At 69.2% G+C, this 18,696-nt stretch carries 20 protein-coding genes; 16 read left to right on the top strand and 4 right to left on the bottom strand.

Annotated elements, in window-relative coordinates:
- Positions 1–5: 5 nt before the first annotated feature.
- A complete protein-coding gene (gene epsC / locus QE428_RS00895; protein ID WP_133400096.1) occupies positions 6–611 on the bottom strand; it encodes a serine O-acetyltransferase EpsC in 606 nt (201 codons plus the stop codon).
- Positions 612–640: 29 nt separating this feature from the next.
- Positions 641–1,576 (bottom strand): cysteine synthase A, encoded by a 936-nt coding sequence (gene cysK / locus QE428_RS00890; protein WP_091355580.1) that lies wholly within the window; start codon positions 1,574–1,576, stop codon positions 641–643.
- 130 nt (positions 1,577–1,706) lie between these two features.
- On the opposite strand from cysK, the gene prmC reads away from it, so the two are divergent.
- The 13 genes from prmC (at position 1,707) to QE428_RS00825 (ending at position 12,783) form a co-directional block, all read left to right on the top strand.
- A complete protein-coding gene (gene prmC / locus QE428_RS00885) occupies positions 1,707–2,597 on the top strand; it encodes a peptide chain release factor N(5)-glutamine methyltransferase (protein ID WP_091355577.1) in 891 nt (296 codons plus the stop codon).
- Positions 2,598–2,666: 69 nt separating this feature from the next.
- Entirely contained in the window at positions 2,667–3,362 is a 696-nt protein-coding gene (locus tag QE428_RS00880; RefSeq protein ID WP_307462094.1) for an L-threonylcarbamoyladenylate synthase, read from the top strand.
- On the top strand, positions 3,359–4,519 hold the full coding sequence (locus QE428_RS00875; protein WP_091355571.1) for an MraY family glycosyltransferase: 1,161 nt from the start codon (positions 3,359–3,361) through the stop codon (positions 4,517–4,519). Before QE428_RS00880 ends, QE428_RS00875 begins: the two co-directional genes overlap by 4 nt.
- The gene (locus tag QE428_RS00870) at positions 4,516–5,010 is read left to right on the top strand and encodes a hypothetical protein (RefSeq protein WP_091355567.1); all 495 of its coding nucleotides are present in this window, start codon (positions 4,516–4,518) and stop codon (positions 5,008–5,010) included. Before QE428_RS00875 ends, QE428_RS00870 begins: the two co-directional genes overlap by 4 nt.
- 130 nt (positions 5,011–5,140) lie before the next feature.
- Positions 5,141–5,932 carry a F0F1 ATP synthase subunit A gene (gene atpB, locus QE428_RS00865; RefSeq protein WP_091355564.1) on the top strand — a complete coding sequence of 264 codons (792 nt, stop codon included), beginning with the start codon at positions 5,141–5,143 and terminating at the stop codon, positions 5,930–5,932.
- Between the two features lie 46 nt (positions 5,933–5,978).
- On the top strand, positions 5,979–6,212 hold the full coding sequence (gene atpE, locus QE428_RS00860) for an ATP synthase F0 subunit C (RefSeq protein WP_018188628.1): 234 nt from the start codon (positions 5,979–5,981) through the stop codon (positions 6,210–6,212).
- A gap of 30 nt (positions 6,213–6,242) precedes the next feature.
- Positions 6,243–6,797: a F0F1 ATP synthase subunit B gene (locus QE428_RS00855; protein WP_091355561.1), complete on the top strand. Its 555-nt coding sequence runs from the start codon at positions 6,243–6,245 to the stop codon at positions 6,795–6,797.
- Entirely contained in the window at positions 6,797–7,585 is a 789-nt protein-coding gene (locus QE428_RS00850; RefSeq protein WP_307462082.1) for a F0F1 ATP synthase subunit delta, read from the top strand. The genes QE428_RS00855 and QE428_RS00850 overlap by 1 nt, the downstream gene beginning before the upstream one ends.
- 74 nt (positions 7,586–7,659) lie before the next feature.
- Positions 7,660–9,300 carry a F0F1 ATP synthase subunit alpha gene (gene atpA, locus QE428_RS00845; RefSeq protein ID WP_091355553.1) on the top strand — a complete coding sequence of 547 codons (1,641 nt, stop codon included), beginning with the start codon at positions 7,660–7,662 and terminating at the stop codon, positions 9,298–9,300.
- Positions 9,301–9,323: 23 nt separating this feature from the next.
- Positions 9,324–10,220 carry a F0F1 ATP synthase subunit gamma gene (locus tag QE428_RS00840; RefSeq protein WP_091355550.1) on the top strand — a complete coding sequence of 299 codons (897 nt, stop codon included), beginning with the start codon at positions 9,324–9,326 and terminating at the stop codon, positions 10,218–10,220.
- A gap of 22 nt (positions 10,221–10,242) precedes the next feature.
- Positions 10,243–11,691: a F0F1 ATP synthase subunit beta gene (gene atpD / locus QE428_RS00835; RefSeq protein ID WP_091355546.1), complete on the top strand. Its 1,449-nt coding sequence runs from the start codon at positions 10,243–10,245 to the stop codon at positions 11,689–11,691.
- Between the two features lies 1 nt (position 11,692).
- A complete protein-coding gene (locus tag QE428_RS00830; RefSeq protein ID WP_018188622.1) occupies positions 11,693–11,953 on the top strand; it encodes a F0F1 ATP synthase subunit epsilon in 261 nt (86 codons plus the stop codon).
- A 65-nt stretch (positions 11,954–12,018) separates the two neighbouring features.
- Positions 12,019–12,783 carry a YaaA family protein gene (locus tag QE428_RS00825; RefSeq protein ID WP_307462066.1) on the top strand — a complete coding sequence of 255 codons (765 nt, stop codon included), beginning with the start codon at positions 12,019–12,021 and terminating at the stop codon, positions 12,781–12,783.
- Here the strand turns inward: QE428_RS00825 and QE428_RS00820 are convergent.
- Positions 12,773–12,958 (bottom strand): DUF4870 domain-containing protein, encoded by a 186-nt coding sequence (locus QE428_RS00820; RefSeq protein ID WP_373457710.1) that lies wholly within the window; start codon positions 12,956–12,958, stop codon positions 12,773–12,775. The genes QE428_RS00825 and QE428_RS00820 overlap by 11 nt on opposite strands.
- 579 nt (positions 12,959–13,537) lie before the next feature.
- On the opposite strand from QE428_RS00820, the gene QE428_RS00815 reads away from it, so the two are divergent.
- Together QE428_RS00815 and QE428_RS00810 are read left to right on the top strand one after the other, a co-directional pair.
- On the top strand, positions 13,538–14,356 hold the full coding sequence (locus QE428_RS00815) for a PP2C family serine/threonine-protein phosphatase (protein WP_091355532.1): 819 nt from the start codon (positions 13,538–13,540) through the stop codon (positions 14,354–14,356).
- A 66-nt stretch (positions 14,357–14,422) separates the two neighbouring features.
- Positions 14,423–17,146, top strand: a complete 2,724-nt coding sequence (locus QE428_RS00810) for an FtsK/SpoIIIE domain-containing protein (RefSeq protein WP_307462062.1) — start codon at positions 14,423–14,425, stop codon at positions 17,144–17,146.
- Between the two features lie 18 nt (positions 17,147–17,164).
- Here QE428_RS00810 and QE428_RS00805 read toward each other — a convergent pair whose 3' ends face one another.
- Positions 17,165–18,154 carry an asparaginase gene (locus QE428_RS00805; RefSeq protein ID WP_307462056.1) on the bottom strand — a complete coding sequence of 330 codons (990 nt, stop codon included), beginning with the start codon at positions 18,152–18,154 and terminating at the stop codon, positions 17,165–17,167.
- A gap of 61 nt (positions 18,155–18,215) precedes the next feature.
- Between QE428_RS00805 and QE428_RS00800 the strand changes: the two genes are divergently transcribed.
- On the top strand, positions 18,216–18,686 hold the full coding sequence (locus QE428_RS00800; RefSeq protein WP_307462052.1) for an OsmC family protein: 471 nt from the start codon (positions 18,216–18,218) through the stop codon (positions 18,684–18,686).
- Positions 18,687–18,696 lie beyond the last annotated feature (10 nt).

The raw sequence follows: 18,696 nt of genomic DNA, 5'->3' as shown, positions 1-18,696 counted from the left end.
CCGGGTCAGATGTGGTATTCGGGCGCCATGAGGATCGCCCGGGTGTCCTCGCTCGCCGTGCGCCGACGCGCGCGAGCCGGGACGCCCACCAGGACGGAGTCTGCGGGGGCATCCTTCGTCACGACGGCGTTCGCTCCGATCACGGAGTGCGCCCCGATCACGACGGGGCCGAGGATCTTCGCACCCGCGCCGACGGCCACGCCGTCCTCGAGGGTGGGATGCCGCTTGCCCCCGTCCCGGGTCCGGCCGCCCAGCGTCACCCCGTGGTACAGCATGACGTCGTCGCCGACCTCGGCGGTCTCGCCGATGACGACGCCCATGCCGTGATCGATGAAGAACCGGCGCCCGATGCGCGCCCCCGGGTGGATCTCGATGCCGGTCAGCCAACGGGTCACCTGAGAGATCGCCCGCGCGGGGAACCTTCTGCCGCGGCGCCACAGCGCGTGCGCCACCCGGTGGCTCCACACCGCGTGGAGCCCCGGGTACAGCAGAGCGATCTCGACGCCGCCGCGCGCCGCGGGATCGCGCAGCTTCGCGGCAGCGACGTCCTCACGGATCGACCGTGCGGCGGCGGCGAGGCCGCGGACGAGGGAGGAGGCGATGCCGGGCACGGCGGACCTTTCGGGTGTCGGCGTGCGGGTCAGTCGCGGAATTCCTCGAACAGCGCCGTCGACAGGTACCGCTCGCCGAACGAGGGGATGATGACCACGATGTTCTTGCCTTCGGCTTCGGGGCGCGCGGCGACCTGCAGCGCCGCCCAGACGGCCGCACCGGACGAGATGCCGACGAGGATGCCTTCGCTGGTCGCGACCTTCTTGGCGGTCTCGATGGCGTCGTCGAAGGTCACGTCCTGGACCTCGTCGATGACGCCCTGGTCGAGGATCGGGGGGATGAAGTTCGGGCCGATGCCCTGGATCTTGTGGGGTCCCGGCTTGCCCTCGGTCAGCAGCGGCGAGTCCTTGGGCTCGACGGCGACGACCTTCGCGGACGGCACGCGCTCCTTGAGGACCTGGCCCACACCCGTGATGGTGCCGCCGGTGCCGATGCCCGCGACGAAGTAGTCGACGGCGCCGTCGGTGTCGCGCAGGATCTCCTCGGCGGTGGTCTTCCGGTGGATCTCGACGTTGGCCTGGTTGGCGAACTGCTTCGCGAGCACGGCGCCGGGCGTCTCCGCGGCGATGCGCTCCGCCTCGCCGACGGCGCCCTTCATGCCGAGCGAGGGGTCGGTCAGGACGAGCTCGGCGCCGTAGGCGCGCAGCAGCATGCGGCGCTCGGTGGACATCGACGACGGCATCGTCAGGATGACCTTGTAGCCCCGCGCGGCCCCCACCATCGCGAGTGCGATGCCCGTGTTGCCGCTCGTGCCCTCGACGATCGTCCCGCCGGGCTTCAGCTCGCCCGAGGCTTCGGCGGCGTCGACGATGGCGATGCCGAGGCGGTCCTTGACCGAGGATGCCGGGTTGTAGAACTCGAGCTTGGCGAGGATCGTCCCGGGCAGGCCCTCCGATACGCGGTTCAGTCGGACCAGGGGAGTGTTGCCGAATGCGCTGGTGATGTCGGAGTGGATGCCGGTCATGGGATGCCTTCCGTGCGGATGGAATACGTAGGTCGCGGCTCAGGTGCCCGCGATGCGGTTTCAGCCTACGGTCCCGCCGCCGGCTGCGGCCCTGTGTGACGATGCCGGGCGCGGTATCCTGGACGTTCCCATGACGATCTCACGGACTTCCGCCGCGCCCGCGGGCAGCGACCTCGCGCCCCTCGTCCGGGCAGCCGGTCAGCGGCTCGCCGACGCCGGCGTCCCCTCGGCCGACGTCGACGCCGAACTCCTCGCCGCCCATGTCCTGGGGGTCGGCCGCGGTGAGCTCGCCGCCGCGATGCTGCGGGGGGATCGGATGCCGGAGCCCGAGGCGACACGGTTCGCCGAGCTCGTCGCGCGCCGAGCCGCCCGCGAGCCTCTCCAGCACCTGACGGGCCGCGCGCCGTTCCGGCACCTCGAACTCCGCGTGGGTCCCGGAGTGTTCGTCCCGCGGCCGGAGACCGAGATGGTCGCGCAGCTCGCCATCGACGCTCTTCGCGAGGCCCCGGGTCCCGACCCCGTCGCCGTCGACCTCGGGACGGGGAGCGGCGCCCTGGCTCTCGCCCTCGCGACGGAGGTGCCGCATGCGCGGGTGCATGCGGCGGAGAACTCGGTCGACGCGTTCATCTGGGCCAAGGAGAACTTCGCCGAGCACGCCCCGCACGCGCGTCTCGCCTTCATCGACCTCGCCGACGCGTTTCCCGAACTCGACGGCACGGTCTCGGTCGTCGTCTCCAACCCGCCCTATGTTCCCGATGACGCCATCCCGCGCGACCCCGAGGTGCGCCATTGGGATCCGCCCGCCGCGCTGTACGGCGGGCCCGACGGCCTCGACGTCGTCCGTGTCCTCTCAGGCGTCGCCCTGCGCCTGCTCCACCCCGGGGGGACGCTCGTCATCGAGCACGGCGAGTGGCAGGGCGCCGGCATCCGCCAGCTCCTCACCGCGGACGGCTGGCGCGGCGCCGCCACGCACCCCGACCTCACCCGGCGCGATCGCGCGACGACCGCCCTTCGCCCGTAACCCGTCCGACGGTCCGTCCCGCCCTTTCGCAGGCGCGGCGAGGCCCTCTCCTCGTAGAATGCTGCGGATATGTCTCCCGTCCTCGACTGTCGTGACGCCGACCAGTTACTGCCTGCTCTCCGTCAGGCGCGCCAGGCCATCGGCCGCGGCGAACTCATCGTGATGCCGACCGACACCGTGTACGGCATCGCCGCCGACGCCTTCAACGCCTCCGCGGTCGCACGTCTCCTCGCGGCGAAGGGGCGCGGACGCCAGTCGCCCCCGCCCGTCCTCGTCTCCGGCCCCGACACGATGCGCGCGCTCGTCGCCGAGGTGCCCGAGGCCGTCGAGCGTCTCGTCGAGCGCTTCTGGCCCGGCGGGCTGACCATCGTGCTGCCCGCTCAGCCGTCGCTGCGCTGGGACCTCGGCGAGACGCGGGGGACTGTCGCGGTGCGCATGCCGGACGACAGGTTCGCCCTCGAACTCCTCGAGGAGACCGGCCCGCTGGCCGTCTCGAGCGCCAACCTGACGGGCAAGCCCGCGGCGATCGAGATCGAGGGTGCGATCTCGATGCTCCGGGACAGCGTGTCGGTCTACCTCGACGGCGGCCTCGTCCCGACCGGCGTCGCCTCGACGATCATCGATGCGACCGGACTCGTCGGTCGCGACCAGCGCCCGGTCGCCGTTCTGCGCGAGGGGGCCGTTTCACGCGCCGACCTGCGCGACGTGCTGGGCGACCTGCTCGAACCCGACCCGATCGACCCCGACGAATCCGACGCCGCGTGAGGGATTACCTGTTCGCGTTCGTCATCACCGGCGGCCTCACCTTCGTCTTCTCGTGGGTCGTCTGGCGCGTGGCGATGAAGTTCGGGCTCCACCCGGCGATCCGCGAACGGGACGTCCACAAGAACCCCACTCCGCGCCTCGGCGGCGTCGCGATGTTCATCGGGATGCTGGGCTTCTTCGTCCTCTCCTCTCAGCTGCCGGCGTTCGCGATCGTCTGGCAGGAACCGTCGATGGTGTGGTCCCTCCTCGGCGCCGCCGCGCTCATGGTGGTAGTGGGGGTCGCCGACGACCTCTGGGACCTCGACTGGATGATCAAGCTCGGCGCGCAGTTCGTCGCCGCGTGGATCGTCGTCTTCCTCGGCGGCATCCAGATCTTCTATCTGCCCTTCGGACAGCAGGTCGTCGTCTCCAGCTGGGTCAGCATCGGTCTGTCGATTCTTGTGATCGTCATCGTCATGAACGCCGTCAACTTCATCGACGGCCTCGACGGTCTCGTCGCCGGCGTCTGCCTCATCGCCAACGCGGTCTTCTTCGCGTATTCGGCGATGCTCGTGCGCGACTTCGACAACAGCGAGCAGAGCAACACCGGAGTCTTCATCGCGATCGTGCTCCTCGGCATGTGCGCGGGCTTCTTGCCGTTCAACTGGAACCCCGCGCGGATGTTCATGGGGGATGCCGGTGCGCTCCTGCTCGGACTGATGATGGCGTCCTCTGCGATCGTCGTCACGGGCAACCTGCCGCCCAATCTCCTGAGCGACAACGACCTCTTCGGTCGCTCCCAGCTCCTCGGAGCGTTCATCCCGGTGATCCTGCCGGTCGTGATCGTCCTCCTCCCGCTCCTCGACTTCGGACTCGCTGTCGTCCGGCGCATGGCGCAGGGCAAGTCGCCCTTCTCGCCGGACCGCAAGCACCTCCACCACCGCATGCTCGACATGGGACACACCGACCGGAACGCCGTCTTCGTGTTCTACGCCTGGACGGCCGTCGTGTCCCTGTCGGTGCTTCTCATGTACATCGGCACGACCAAGGGGTGGCCCGGCCGGTACTGGCCCGGGGTCGCCTTCCTCGTCATCGGGTGCATCGCCTGTGTCATCGTCACCCTCCCCCCTGCCCGACGCGCCCGTGCCGTCGCGCCCGAGCGAAAGGCCCTCTCATGAGCGCCCTGTCCTCCACCCGACTTCTGCGCACCGCTCTGGTGTGGTCCGGCATCGTCGCCCTCATCCTCGCCGTCGCTGGGGGAGTGGTCGGCCTGCTCGTCGCGGGGACCTCCGGGCTCTGGAGCGCCCTGGTGGCCGTTCTCATGGGAGCGGTGTTCCTCGCCTTCACCATCGTCTCGATCCTCATCGCCAACCGCTTCTACGGCGACCCCCTGTTCGTCCCCATCTTCTTCGGAACGGTCATGGGCGGGTGGATCCTGAAGTTCGTCGTCTTCCTGATCGTCCTGTTCGTCCTCCGCGACCAGCCGTGGCTGACTCCCGTGGTCTTCTTCGTCGCGCTTGTCGCGAGCATCGTGGCGTCGCTCGTGGTCGACGTGGTCGTCATGATGCGCATGCGGATGCCGACCGTCAGCGACACGACGCTGCCCACCGCGGCCGACATCGAAGCGGGCGAGCGCCGCCCTGGGGACTCGATCACGCCTGAGGGCTGATAGGCTGTTTCCTGAGCCCGCCTGAACCCCGACGGGAACGTCTGCGGAGTCAGCTCACCGACCATCGTCGCCCGATCTTTAGATCGACGCCCCGAAGCTGGAGCCAGCGCTGTTTACTCAAGCTGCGACCCTGATCGCTACTGCCGCCGAAGAATCCCCTGACGAGTTCCATGGACCGTCGATCTCGGAGTTCTTCCCCGAGGCGGTCTTCACGATCGGCCCCCTCGTCGTCAACCGGATCCACCTGATCCAGATCCTCGCGACGATCGCCATCGTCCTGATCTTCTGGCTCGGCACCCGACGCATGACGGTCGTCCCCGGTCGTTTCCAGAGCGTCGTCGAGATGGGGCTGGACTTCGTCCGGGTCAACATCGCCGAAGACCTGCTCGGCAAGAAGGATGGACGCCGGTTCCTGCCGATCCTCACCACGATCTTCTTCATGGTGCTGTTCATGAACATCACGGGTGTCATCCCGTTCCTGAACATCGCAGGCTCGTCGATCGTCGCGGTGCCTCTGCTCCTCGCGCTCGTCGCGTACGTGACCTTCATCTATGCCGGTATCAAGGCGAGCCCCGGGAACTTCTTCCGCAACTCGCTGATGCCTCCCGGGCTGCCCTGGTTCCTCTACATCCTGATCATCCCGCTCGAGTTCCTCTCGACGTTCATCATCCGCCCCGTCACACTGACGCTGCGACTGCTGATGAACATGATCGTCGGGCACCTCATGCTCGTGCTGTTCTTCGCAGCGACGCAGTTCTTCCTCATCACCCTGGGCGGCTGGTTCTCGGCGCTCGCGGCCGGAACGCTCGCCTTCGGGTTCGCGTTCACGCTGTTCGAGATCTTCGTCGCCTTCCTCCAGGCATACGTCTTCGCCATCCTCACCGCGGTCTACATCCAGCTCGCGGTGGCAGAAGAGCACTAAGCGGTCCGGCGCACGCCGAGCCATCCAACCGAAAGGAAACACCTCCGTGGACGCAACTACGGTTCTCGCCGCCCTCGAGGGCAACGTCGCGACGATGGGTTACGGCCTCGCCGCCATCGGCCCCGCCATCGGTGTGGGCATCGTCGTGGGCAAGACGATCGAGGGCGTGGCCCGTCAGCCTGAGCTGGCCGGTCGCCTGCAGGTCCTGATGTTCATCGGTATCGCCTTCACCGAGGCGCTCGCCTTCATCGGCATCGCGACCTACTTCATCTTCCAGTAAACCGCGACTCAGATCACTAAAGGAGACAGGATGCTGAACGCTCTTGTCGCGTACGCAGCCGAAGAGGGCGGGTCCCACAACCCGCTGATCCCGGCTTGGTACGACATCATCTGGTCCGGGGTCTGCTTCGTCGTGATCCTGTTCATCTTCTGGCGGGTCGCCCTCCCGAAGATGCAGGTCCTGCTCGACCAGCGCGCTGCTGCCATCGAGGGCAACATCGCGAAGGCCGACGAGGCTCAGCGCAAGGCGGAAGCCGCTCTCGAGGAGTACACGGCCCAGCTGGCCGAGGCTCGCAAGGAGGCCGGCGAGATCCGCGAGACTGCCCGCGAGGACGGCAAGAAGATCGTCGCCGAAGCCAAGGACAACGCATCGGCCGAGGCCGCGCGTCTGACCTCTGCCGCGCACAACCAGATCGAGGCCGAACGCCAGACGGCGCTCGTCTCGCTGCGGAGCGAAGTGGGCACGCTCGCCCTCGACCTCGCCGGTGGTGTCATCGGCGAGACGCTCTCCGACGACGCCAAGGCCAAGGCCGTGGTCGACCGTTTCCTTGCCGACCTCGAGTCCTCCGAGAAGGCGGCGAAGTAATGGGTAGCGCGACCACTCAGGCCCTCGGGGCGACGACGTCGGCCCTCACGGCCGCGCCGGGCGTCGACCTCGGTGTCGCCCGCGAGCTCTTCGCCGCGGTGCGCACCCTGGCCGACTCGTCGCAGCTGAGCGGCGCGCTCTCCGATGCGTCGGTGCCCGCCGAGGCTCGACGCGCGCTCGTCTCGCGCGTCTTCGGCGGGTACTCGGCTGCGACGCTGTCGGTCCTCGACGCGGCCGTCGCCGAGCGCTGGTCCTCCGGGGACGACCTGATCTCGGGCATCGAGGAGGCCGGCGTCCGCGCCGCCGCCATCGCCGAGCCGCAGGTCGACCTCGAGGGCGAGCTGTTCTCCGTGGCCCGCACAATCGCCGCGAACTCCGAGCTCGAGCTCGCGCTGGGCAGCAGGCTGGGCGACGCCGCCGCCAAGGGTGCGCTCATCGAGAACCTGCTGAACGGCCGCGCCGCCGAAGCCACGACGATCGTCGTGTCCTCGCTCGTTCAGGTCCCGCGGGAACGTCGCGTCCGCTCGATGCTCAGCCGTGCGCTGCGCGTCGTCGCGGATCAGCGCGGTCGGGCCGTGGCCACCGTTTTCGCGGCAGCCGCGCTGACGGACGAGCAGTCGTCGCGTCTGCAGAGCACACTCGCAGCCCGGTACGGCACCGAGGTCTCGCTGAACGTCGTCGTCGACCCCGCGGTCGTCGGCGGTGTCCGCATCGAGATCGGCGACGACGTGATCGACGCCACCGTCTCGTCCCGACTGGGCGATCTCCGCCAGCGCCTGGCGGGCTGATTCTTCCCGCTCCACCGAGGAGCGGACCCGGCAGGCCAGGTGCCCGCCACAAGACCTCACCAAGAAGGAAGACCATGGCAGAACTGTCCATCAGCCCCGACGTCATCCGTGACGCGCTGAAAGACTTCGTCGCCGCCTACGAGCCCACCGGGGCAGCGGCGACCGAGGTCGGCACCGTCGTCGACGCCGCGGACGGCATCGCCCACGTCGAGGGCCTGCCCGGCGTCATGGCGAACGAGCTCGTGCGCTTCGATAACGGCGTCGAGGGCCTCGCGCAGAACCTCGACGAGCACGAGATCGGCGTCGTCGTCCTCGGCGACTTCGCCGGCATCGAAGCCGGCCAGAAGGTCACCCGCTCCGGCGAGGTCCTCTCGGTCGGTGTCGGCGAGGGCTACCTCGGCCGCGTCGTCGACCCGCTCGGCAACCCGATCGACGGTCTCGGCGAGATCGCCACGACCGGCCGCCGTGCCCTCGAGCTCCAAGCGCCCGGCGTCATGCAGCGCAAGTCGGTCCACGAGCCGATGCAGACCGGCATCAAGGCCATCGACGCGATGATCCCCGTCGGCCGCGGCCAGCGTCAGCTGATCATCGGCGACCGCCAGACCGGCAAGACGGCCATCGCGATCGACACGATCATCAACCAGAAGGCCAACTGGGAGTCTGGCGACGTCACGAAGCAGGTCCGCTGCATCTACGTCGCGATCGGCCAGAAGGGCTCGACCATCGCTTCGGTGAAGGGCGCGCTCGAGGACGCCGGTGCCATGGAGTACACGACGATCGTCGCAGCCCCGGCATCCGACCCCGCCGGCTTCAAGTACCTCGCTCCCTACACCGGCTCGGCCATCGGCCAGCACTGGATGTACGAGGGCAAGCACGTCCTGATCATCTTCGACGACCTGTCGAAGCAGGCCGAGGCCTACCGTGCCGTGTCGCTGCTCCTCCGCCGCCCGCCGGGCCGCGAGGCGTACCCCGGTGACGTCTTCTACCTGCACTCGCGTCTGCTCGAGCGTTGCGCGAAGCTGTCCGACGAGCTCGGCGCCGGTTCGATGACGGGTCTGCCCATCATCGAGACCAAGGCCAACGACGTCTCGGCGTACATCCCGACCAACGTCATCTCGATCACCGACGGCCAGATCTTCCTGCAGTCCGACCTCTTCAACGCCAACCAGCGTCCCGCGGTCGACGTGGGTATCTCGGTCTCCCGTGTCGGTGGCGACGCGCAGGTCAAGTCGATCAAGAAGGTCTCGGGAACGCTCAAGCTCGAGCTCGCCCAGTACCGCTCGCTCGAGGCCTTCGCGATGTTCGCGTCCGACCTCGACGCCGCGTCGCGCCGTCAGCTCGCCCGTGGTGCACGTCTGACGGAGCTTCTGAAGCAGCCGCAGTACTCGCCGTACCCCGTCGAGGAGCAGGTCGTCTCGATCTGGGCGGGCACCAACGGCAAGCTCGACACGATCGAGGTGGAGGACGTCCTCCGCTTCGAGCGCGAGCTGCTCGACCACCTGAAGCGCAACACGTCGATCCTCGACACCCTGCGCGAGTCGAACGTCCTCGACGACAACACCGTCGGCGAGCTCGACAAGGCGGTCGACGCCTTCGTCCTCGAGTTCCAGGGCGGCAAGGGTCAGGCACTCGGTACGCCGGGTCACGAAGAGGTCGCTGCTGCGGACGTCGACGACGTGAACCAGGAGAAGATCGTCAAGGGCCGCCGCGGCTGACGCCGACGGGAGACTCATAACCAATGGGCGCACAACTCAGGGTCTACAAGCAGAAGATCTCTTCTGCTCAGACGACCAAGAAGATCACGAAGGCGATGGAACTCATCGCGGCTTCGCGCATCCAGAAGGCGATGGCACGCGTCCGCGCGTCCAACCCCTTCGCGCGTGCCGTGACGCGTGCCGTCTCCGCCGTGTCGACGCACTCGAACGTGCAGCACCCGCTGACCACCGAGCGGGAGCAGATCCGACGGTCCGCCGTCGTCGTCTTCGGCTCGGACCGGGGCCTGGCGGGCGCGTTCAACTCGCAGGTCATCCGCGAAGCGATGCAGCTCGGCGAGCTGCTACGCAGCCAGGGCGTCGAACCCGTCTACTACCTCGTGGGTCGGAAGCCCGTCGGCTTCTTCCAGTTCCGTCGTATCGCGTCGGCGGGGGAGTGGATCGGCGACACCGACACCCCCGCGTTCTCGACGGCCGAGGAGATCGCGGCGGCGCTGATCGCCGCGTACGAGCTCGGCGGCGGTGAGGGCGGCGTCGACGAGATCAACCTCGTCTACAACCGCTTCGTCAGCATGATGACGCAGACGCCCGAGACGACTCGTCTCCTGCCGCTCGAGGTCGTCGAGGCGGAGGACACGGCATCCAGCCAGGTCTACCCGCTCTACGAGTTCGAACCGGATGCCGAGACGGTGCTCGATGCGCTTCTCCCGGTGTACGTGCAGAGCCGCGTCTTTAACGCTCTGCTGCAGTCGTCCGCCGCGAAGCAGGCCGCCACGCAGAAGGCGATGAAGTCCGCCAGCGACAACGCCGACAAGCTCATCACCGACTACACCCGCCTGCGCAACAACGCGCGTCAGGCGGAGATCACGCAGCAGATCGCCGAGATCGTCGGCGGCGCCGACGCGCTGGCGTCGGGCAAATAGACCACACGAAAGAAGAGAAGCCATGAGCCTCACCGCTGAGAAGACGGAGACCTCCGTCGTCGGTCGCGTCGCGCGCGTCACCGGCCCGGTCGTCGACATCGAGTTCCCGCACGACTCGATCCCCGAGATCTACAACGCCCTGAAGACCACCATCACGATCGACGGCGAGTCGACCGAGATCACGCTCGAGGTCGCGCAGCACCTCGGCGACGACCTCGTCCGCGCCATCTCGCTGAAGCCCACCGACGGCATGGTCCGCGGCCAGGAGGTGCGCGACACCGGCGGCCCCATCACGGTCCCCGTCGGCGACGTCACCAAGGGCAAGGTCTTCAACGTCACGGGTGACGTCCTGAACGCCGCCCCGGGCGAGACCATCGAGGTCACCGAGCGCTGGGGCATCCACCGCCAGGCGCCGAACTTCGACCAGCTCGAGTCCAAGACCGAGATGTTCGAGACCGGCATCAAGAGCATCGACCTGCTCACCCCGTACGTGCAGGGTGGAAAGATCGGCCTCTTCGGTGGTGCCGGCGTCGGCAAGACCGTCCTCATCCAGGAGATGATCCAGCGCGTCGCGCAGGATCACGGTGGTGTGTCGGTGTTCGCCGGTGTCGGTGAGCGCACCCGTGAGGGCAATGACCTCATCGGCGAGATGGAAGAGGCGGGTGTCTTCGACAAGACGGCCCTCGTGTTCGGCCAGATGGACGAGCCGCCGGGGACGCGTCTGCGCGTCGCCCTGTCGGCGCTGACGATGGCGGAGTACTTCCGCGACGTCCAGAAGCAGGACGTCCTCCTGTTCATCGACAACATCTTCCGCTTCACACAGGCCGGTTCCGAGGTCTCGACGCTGCTGGGCCGCATGCCCTCCGCCGTCGGTTACCAGCCGAACCTCGCCGACGAGATGGGTGTGCTCCAGGAGCGCATCACGTCGACCCGCGGTCACTCGATCACCTCGCTGCAGGCGATCTACGTCCCCGCCGACGACTACACCGACCCGGCCCCGGCAACCACGTTCGCCCACCTCGACGCGACCACCGAGCTCTCGCGTGAGATCGCATCGAAGGGTCTGTACCCCGCGATCGACCCGCTGACTTCGACGAGCCGCATCCTCGACCCGCGCTACATCGGTGAGGACCACTACCGCGTGGCCACCTCGGTGAAGCAGATCCTGCAGAAGAACAAGGAGCTGCAGGAGATCATCGCGATCCTCGGTGTCGACGAGCTCTCTGAAGAGGACAAGATCGTCGTGTCGCGCGCGCGTCGCATCCAGCAGTTCCTCTCGCAGAACACCTACATGGCCAAGAAGTTCACCGGTGTCGAGGGCTCCACGGTCCCGATCAAGGAGACCATCGAGTCGTTCGACGCGATCGTCAAGGGTGACTTCGACCACGTCGCCGAGCAGGCCTTCTTCAACGTCGGTGGCATCTCCGACGTCGAAGAGAAGTGGGCGCAGATCCAGAAGGAGAACGGCTGACATGGCGCTGACCGTCACCCTCGTCTCCGCTGAGGCGGAGGTCTGGCACGGCGAGGCGAGCCTCGTCGTCGCTAAGACGGTCGAGGGCGAGATCGGCTTCATGGCCGGTCACGAGCCCGTGCTCGCCATCCTCGCCGAGGGACAGGTCCGCATCACGCAGTCCAACGGCGAGAAGATCGTCGCGACCGCGGAGGACGGCTTCCTCTCGATGGAGAACGACGAGCTCACCATCGTGGCCGGGAACGCAGCCCTGCAGTCCTGACACCCTTTCACGCAGCGCCGCCCGGTTCGCCGGGCGGCGCTGCGCTTTTCCCTGGAGGTCGCACCGTGCTGATCCTGCTTCCGCCGTCCGAGACGAAGCGCCCGGGTGGCGACGGGCCGCCGTGGCGGGCTGAGTCCGTGCGCTTCGGTGGCCTCAGCGCAGAGCGCGAGCGAGTGATCGACGCCCTCGTCGCGCTGAGTGCAGAAGAGCACACCGCGGCCCGCGTGCTGAAACTCTCCGAGCGACAGCGGTCCGAGATCACTGTCAACGCCGCGCTGCGCAGCTCACCGACCCTTCCCGCGGCCGACCGCTACACCGGGGTCCTGTTCGACGCCCTCGACGCACCGTCGCTCGACGCGTCCGCACGGCAGTGGCTCGCATCCCACGTCGCCATCCACTCCGCGCCGTTCGGCATCGTCGGGGCGCTCGACCCGCTGCCCGCCTACCGTCTGGGCGCGGGCATCCGTGTTCCCGGCTTGCCCTCGATGCGATCGGTGTGGGCGGATGCCGTGGGTGCCGCGATCGCCGCGGCATCCCCCTCGTTCGTGCTCGATCTGCGTTCCGAGGCGTATGCGGCCTTGGGTCCGGTACCGACCGGCATCCCGCACGCGTATGTCCGCGTGGTCTCGGAGGGTCCTGACGGTGCGGTCCGTGCGCTCAACCACTTCAACAAACACGCGAAGGGGGAGCTGGTGCGCCGGCTGGCTCTCACCCGGCCGGTCGTGACGGACACCGCCGCGCTCATGCGATGGGCGCAGGACGAAGAGATCGTCCTGCGCCCATCGGCGGTCGGCGAGCTGGAACTCGTCGTGCCGTCGATTACGAGATGAGGCGGAGCGTCACCGGGTAGCGATAGCTCCCGCCGGCGTTCACGCGCACTCCTCCCAGGATCGAGAACACGATGTTGACGACCCAGATGGCGAGGGGGAGGAGCCCGATGATCCATCCGATGACCGGGATCCAGCCCAGCACCAGCGCGGCGATGTTGGCGACGATGATCGCGATGGTGAACGTGATCTGCCAGTTGAGGGCTTCCTTCCCCTCGGTGTTGGTGCGCGGCCCCCCGGTCCTTGAAGACCAGCCAGATGATCAGTGCCGGCAGGAACCCGATGATGCCGCCGAAGTGGGCGAAGGATGCCCACTGCTTGTCCTGGTCGGGAGGCAACGGCGCGCCGGCGGGTGCCTGTGCGTACGGCTGCTGGCCGTAGGGCTGCTGGGGCTGCTGGCCATACGGCTGCTGCGGCTGCTGGCCATACGGCTGCTGCGGGGGAGGCTGCTGCCCGTACGGCTGCTGCGGAGGAGGCGGGGCGGAGTATCCACCGGGGCTCTGGCCCGTCGGGGGCGTCGGGGCGCCTGCCGGAGGGGGAGACGCGGGGCCGTCACTCGGCGGCGTGTTCGGGTCTGACATCGATGTGCCCTTCTTTCGGCGACGCCGCTGCGGCGACGTTCAGCGCGTTCGCGCTGGCTCAGCGAAACCGTACTGGGCGTATCGAGTCGATGGCAACGGGTTGTGCCGCATGATGACGGGGGCGCCGTCGACTAGAGTGTGAGGACGCTGCGCCGATCAGGAAGAAGGGTGGGAGCGTGCCCGAAGCCGTCACCTCATCCCGCGTCGTCCGTACGGGCGCGGGTTCCATCGAGGTGCGCTGGGCCGAGGTCACCCATCAGGGGCGTCGTCGCGAGAACAATCAGGATGCCGTGCTGTCGGCGTTCCCGCTGTTCGTCGTCGCCGACGGCATGGGCGGTCACATCGGCGGCGAGATCGCGAGCTCGCGGACGGTCGAGCGCCTGTCCGCGGCGGTCGAGCGGGGCACTGTGTCGCCCGACGTGATCGAGGACGCGCTCGAGCGCGCGGTCGACGACATCGCCTCGCATGCCGAGACGACCGACGACGGTACCGGGACGACGGTCACCGGCGTCTATCTCGACCTCACCGGCGACGAACCGACGTGGGTCACGCTCAACATCGGCGATTCACGCGTATATCTGATGCGTGACGGTGCGCTCGCACAGGTGACGACCGATCACTCCGTGGTCCAAGAACTCATCGCGGCGGGTCGCCTCAGCCCCGAAGAGGCCGAGAACCATCCGTACGGCAACGTCATCACCCGTGCCGTGGGTCCGAGCGACGGAGTGGTCCCCGACTACGTCCGGCTCGAAGTCGTCGACGGCGACCGCTTCGTCGTCTGCAGCGACGGGCTCACGAAGGAGCTGACCGACTATGGCATCCTCCACTTCCTGCTGCAGAACGACGACCCGGCCGCAGCGGTCGATGCGATGCTCGAGGCGGCGCTGGAGAACGGCGGCCGCGACAACGTCACGATCATCGTCGTGAGCGCGCGCGTGCTGTCGGCAGACGACGACACCGCCACGGCCGAGATCTCCTCCCCGGCCGGCACCTGACCGGATCCGTCCACAGGTCGTGGCCTCGCGCAGCGGCCCCCTCGGTACTCCGCGCATCGTGGACGGGTGTCCACCCTCACTCGCGATGACCCGCTGACCCTGCCACGTCGTGCTGCCCCGACACCCCGACCGCCGCTCCCGGTGATGACGGCGGTCGTCCCCGTCATCGGGGCCGTCGTCCTCTGGGCGGTGACCGGCTCCGCCTACGCGCTCCTGTTCGCCGCGCTCGGGCCACTCATCGCGATCGCGTCCGTCGCGGACGCGGCGCGGACGTCCCGCCGCACGGCGCGGAAGGACGCGGTGGCGGTGTCGCGCGAACTGGCGGCGGCCGAGGCTGAGGTGGCGAGACGCCATGACGAGGAGCGCGAGCAGCGGTGGGCGACGCATCCCGACGTCTCACGATTCCTCGCGCGGCCCGAGTCGATCTGGCGCGCTGTCCCCGAGCGCGAACACATGCTCGTCGTCGGCTCCGGGGAGGACACCAGCACGATCCGCGTCTCGGGTGGTGACGGCGACGACGACGCCACTGCGCTCCGACGCAGCGCCGGCGTCGTCGAGGACGTCCCGGTCCTCGTCTCCATCGACACGGGCGTGGCTGTGATCGGCCCACCCGTCCTCGCCGCCTCGGTCGTCCGCGCGCTCGCGCTGAACGTTCTGCTGTGTCTGGCGCCGGGCCGCGTGCGCCTGGGCGACGACGGACCCGCATGGACGGATGCCGCGCCCCACCGCTCCGCTGCGATCGGCCCCCTGTTGCAGATCCTCGAGGCGGGAGGTGTCGTGGGCGGCGATGTCGACATCCCGCTCGTCGTCGTCCCCGAGGGCGCCCCGCCCCCGCCTCGGTGCGGCGCCGTGCTCCGGATGACGAGCCCGACGACGGCGCGCCTCGACCTCGAGGGGCGCACCCGCGAGGTGACCGTCGGCCTCGTCGGCGCTACACAGGCTGCCCGTGTGGCACAGCTCCTCGCCGATCGTGCGGCCCGTGCACTCGGACACACGGCCGATGACGCGCTCACGCTCCGCGACGCACTGCAGGCGGCGCCGATCGCCCGAGCGGGGACGCTCCCCGCGGCGTTCGCCGGCGCGGGCGGGGTCGCCTTCCCCATCGATCTCGTCGCCGACGGGCCGCATGCCGTCGTGATCGGGATGACGGGGGCGGGAAAGAGCGAACTGCTCACGTCCTGGGTCGTGGCGCTGTGCGCCGCCCACACGCCCGCCCAGCTCGGGTTCCTCCTCGTCGATTTCAAGGGAGGTCGGACGTTCGACCACCTCGCGCCGTTGCCGCATGTCACCGGGGTGCTGACCGACCTCGACGAGCCGACGACGCTGCGAGCGATCGAGAGTCTTCGCGCCGAAGTGCGGTACCGCGAGCGGACTCTCGCCACCGTCGGCGCACGTGATGTCGACGAGGCGGGCGAGGTCCTCGGGCGCCTCGTGATCGTCGTCGACGAGTACGCCGCGCTCGTCGCCGCACACCCGGTCCTGCACGACGTGTTCGGCGATCTCGCGGCCCGGGGACGCGCCCTCGGCATCCACTTGATCTTGGCGGCGCAGCGTGCGAACGGCGTGTTCCGCGACGCTGTCCTCGCCAACGCCCCCCTGCGGATCGCGCTTCGCGTCGCGGACGGTGCGGACTCCCGCGCCGTGCTCGGCGTCGACGACGCGTGTCGGCTGTCCGGCCGTCCCGAGTCGCGCGGCACGGCTCTCGTCCGCCGGAGTCGAGACACCGCGCCGCACGTGGTGCGCGTCGCGCTGTGCGAGCCCGATATCGTCACGGCGTCCGCGGAACGCCATCGGGGCGCGCGTGCCCGAAAGCCGTGGCTCCCCGCCCTGCCCGCGCACATCCCGCTGGAGTCATCTCAGGCGCGCGACGGCGTCCTGCTCGCCGTGGCGGATGAGCCGGACCAGCAGCGGCAGCAGGAAGTGGTCTGGCGTGATCCTGCGCTGGTGGTGATCGGGGGTCCCGGCAGTGGGCGGACCGGAGTGGTGCGGGCAGTGGCGGCCCAGACGGCCGTGTTGAGGGTGCCTCCGGATCCCGAGGGGGCGTGGGATGCCCTCGTCGCGCTCGAGCGCACTCCGCGCGGCGCGACGGTGGTCGTCGACGACCTCGATGCGGTGCTGTCGGGGCTGCCCGGCGAGTACGGGGCGGCGGCGGCCGATGCGCTGGAGCATGGGCTGCGCGGAGCGCGTGCACGCGGCATCCGCATCGTGATCACGACCCAGCGGGTGGGAGCGGGCGTCGGGCGCCTGCTCGATCTCGTGCCGCGGCGACTGATCCTGGGGACCGCGTCCCGCGCTGATCATGCCGCAGCGGGCGGGGAGGCAGCGGATTATCTTCCGGATCTCCCTCCCGGTCGCGGTCGTCTCGGGCGCACCCTCGTGCAGGTCGTCGATGCGGCGGGAGCTGACGAGGTTCCGCAGGTGCCGCCGCCGGCACCGTGGCAGCCGGGTCGGCGTCCGGCTGCCGTCATCCTGCCCACCGGTCCGCGGTCACGCCGGCTGACCGCCGCGTGGGAACGCTTGGGGGTCGCCGTCACACCCGTCGATGCGAGCGCGACCCTCGAGCGTGGCGGTGTGCTGGTCGGTCCACCGGATGCGTGGCTCGCGCAGTGGCGTCTGCTCGCGTCGGCCCGGGCCGATGCGGACCTCGTCATCGACGCCGCGTGCGCGAACGAGTACCGCTCCCTCGTCGGATCCCGAGATCTGCCGCCGTTCGTGCTGCCGAGCGCAGGGCGCGCGTGGCTGCACGCTCCCGAGCGCGCGGTGCGTCGTGTGCTGCTCGAGGACGAGTGACAGTAGGGCCGGCGCGGCTCAGACGGTGGGACGGATGACGCCGACGTCCCGGCCCCCGCCGGCGACGGTCAACGGGAGCTCGCCGAGCGTGCGGGCGACATCCGCGGCCTGCAGAGCGCCCGCGCGGACGAGGAGGGTCAACGCCGTGACGACGCCCGCGCGATTGCTGCCGTCGAGCATCTTGAGAACTACGGTCGTCCCGTCGGGAGCGACCATCGACATGACGCCTTCTGCGCCGTGCTTGGCGAAAACGCCCAGCCGTTCCGTCACGATCGAGTCCGGCTGACCGGGGCCCTGGATCACCCACGGGTTCTCGCGGACCGCCCGCACGAGAGCGCCGGCGCTGCGGTGCAGCGCGAACGGAGACCGCTCGGAGGAGGCGCCGATGCGGTGCACGGCCCGGGCGAGCGCGGCGAGACTCATCGCGTGCACCGGTGCGCCGCATCCATCGATCGCCGTCGCCGTGATCTTCGTGCCGGTCAACCGTTCCACGACCTCGCGGGTGTGGACCTGAAGCGGATGCTGCGGGTCGAGGTAGGTCGCCATGTCCCAGCCGTTGACGTGGCAGGCCAGCAGCATCGCCGCGTGCTTGCCCGAACAGTTCATCCTCACCCGCTGAGGGCCGAGGAGCTCGCGCGTCATCTCGTCGCGGGCAGCGGCATCACCGGGCCACGAGGGTGGACACAGCAGCGCATCCTCGGCGACACCCGCCGCGCTCAGGATGTCGGTCACGAGCGCGACGTGGCGGTCGGTGCCCGAGTGGCTCGCCGTCGCCACGGCGAGGTGCGCCCCTTCGAGGTGAGCTCCCGCCGAGACACTGGCGAGCGCCTGCATCGGCTTGAGCGCGGATCGCGGCAGTATCGCCGCTTCGACGGCGCCGAGAGACGACACGACGCCTCCGTCGGGGTCGAGCACGATCGCCGAACCCGCGTGGCGGGACTCGACGAAGCCGCTCCGCTCGACGACGGCGAGTTCGACGGCATCCGTCACAGCGAAGGTCTCAGGCACCCGCCCAGCCTACCCAGCGCTCTCGGCCCGCCCGCGGTACCGCTCATGCGAGACTGGCCGCGTGCACGACGAACACCACTACCGAGTGAACACACGATGGACCGGAGACCGGGGCACGGGAACGAGCGGATACCGCGACTACGACCGCGACGTCACCCTGCGCATCGACGGGAAGCCGGAGCTCCTCGGCTCGAGCGATCGACCGTTCCGCGGCGACCGGACGCGGTGGAACCCCGAGGATCTGCTTCTCGCAGCGCTGTCCGAGTGCCACCTGCTGTCCTACCTCCACGCCTGCGTCACGGCGGGCGTCGTCGTCACGTCCTACGAGGACGACGCGACGGGAACCATGGTGCTCGACGGCACGGGCGGGGGCGCCTTCCGCGAGGTCACTCTCCACCCGCGGGTGACCGTCGCCGACGAGGGGATGATCCCCGCAGCCGAAGCCGCCCACCGTCAGGCGAACGAGTGGTGCTTCATCGCGAACTCCGTCAACTTCCCCGTGCGCCACGAAGCGGTCGTCACCGCCGGATGAGCTCCGGCCT

The sequence above is a fragment of the Microbacterium sp. SORGH_AS_0505 genome (assembly GCF_030818715.1).
Lineage (GTDB): Bacteria > Actinomycetota > Actinomycetes > Actinomycetales > Microbacteriaceae > Microbacterium.
Note: the sequence above shows the minus strand (reverse complement) of the source record. Positions and strands in the feature narration are given on the sequence as shown.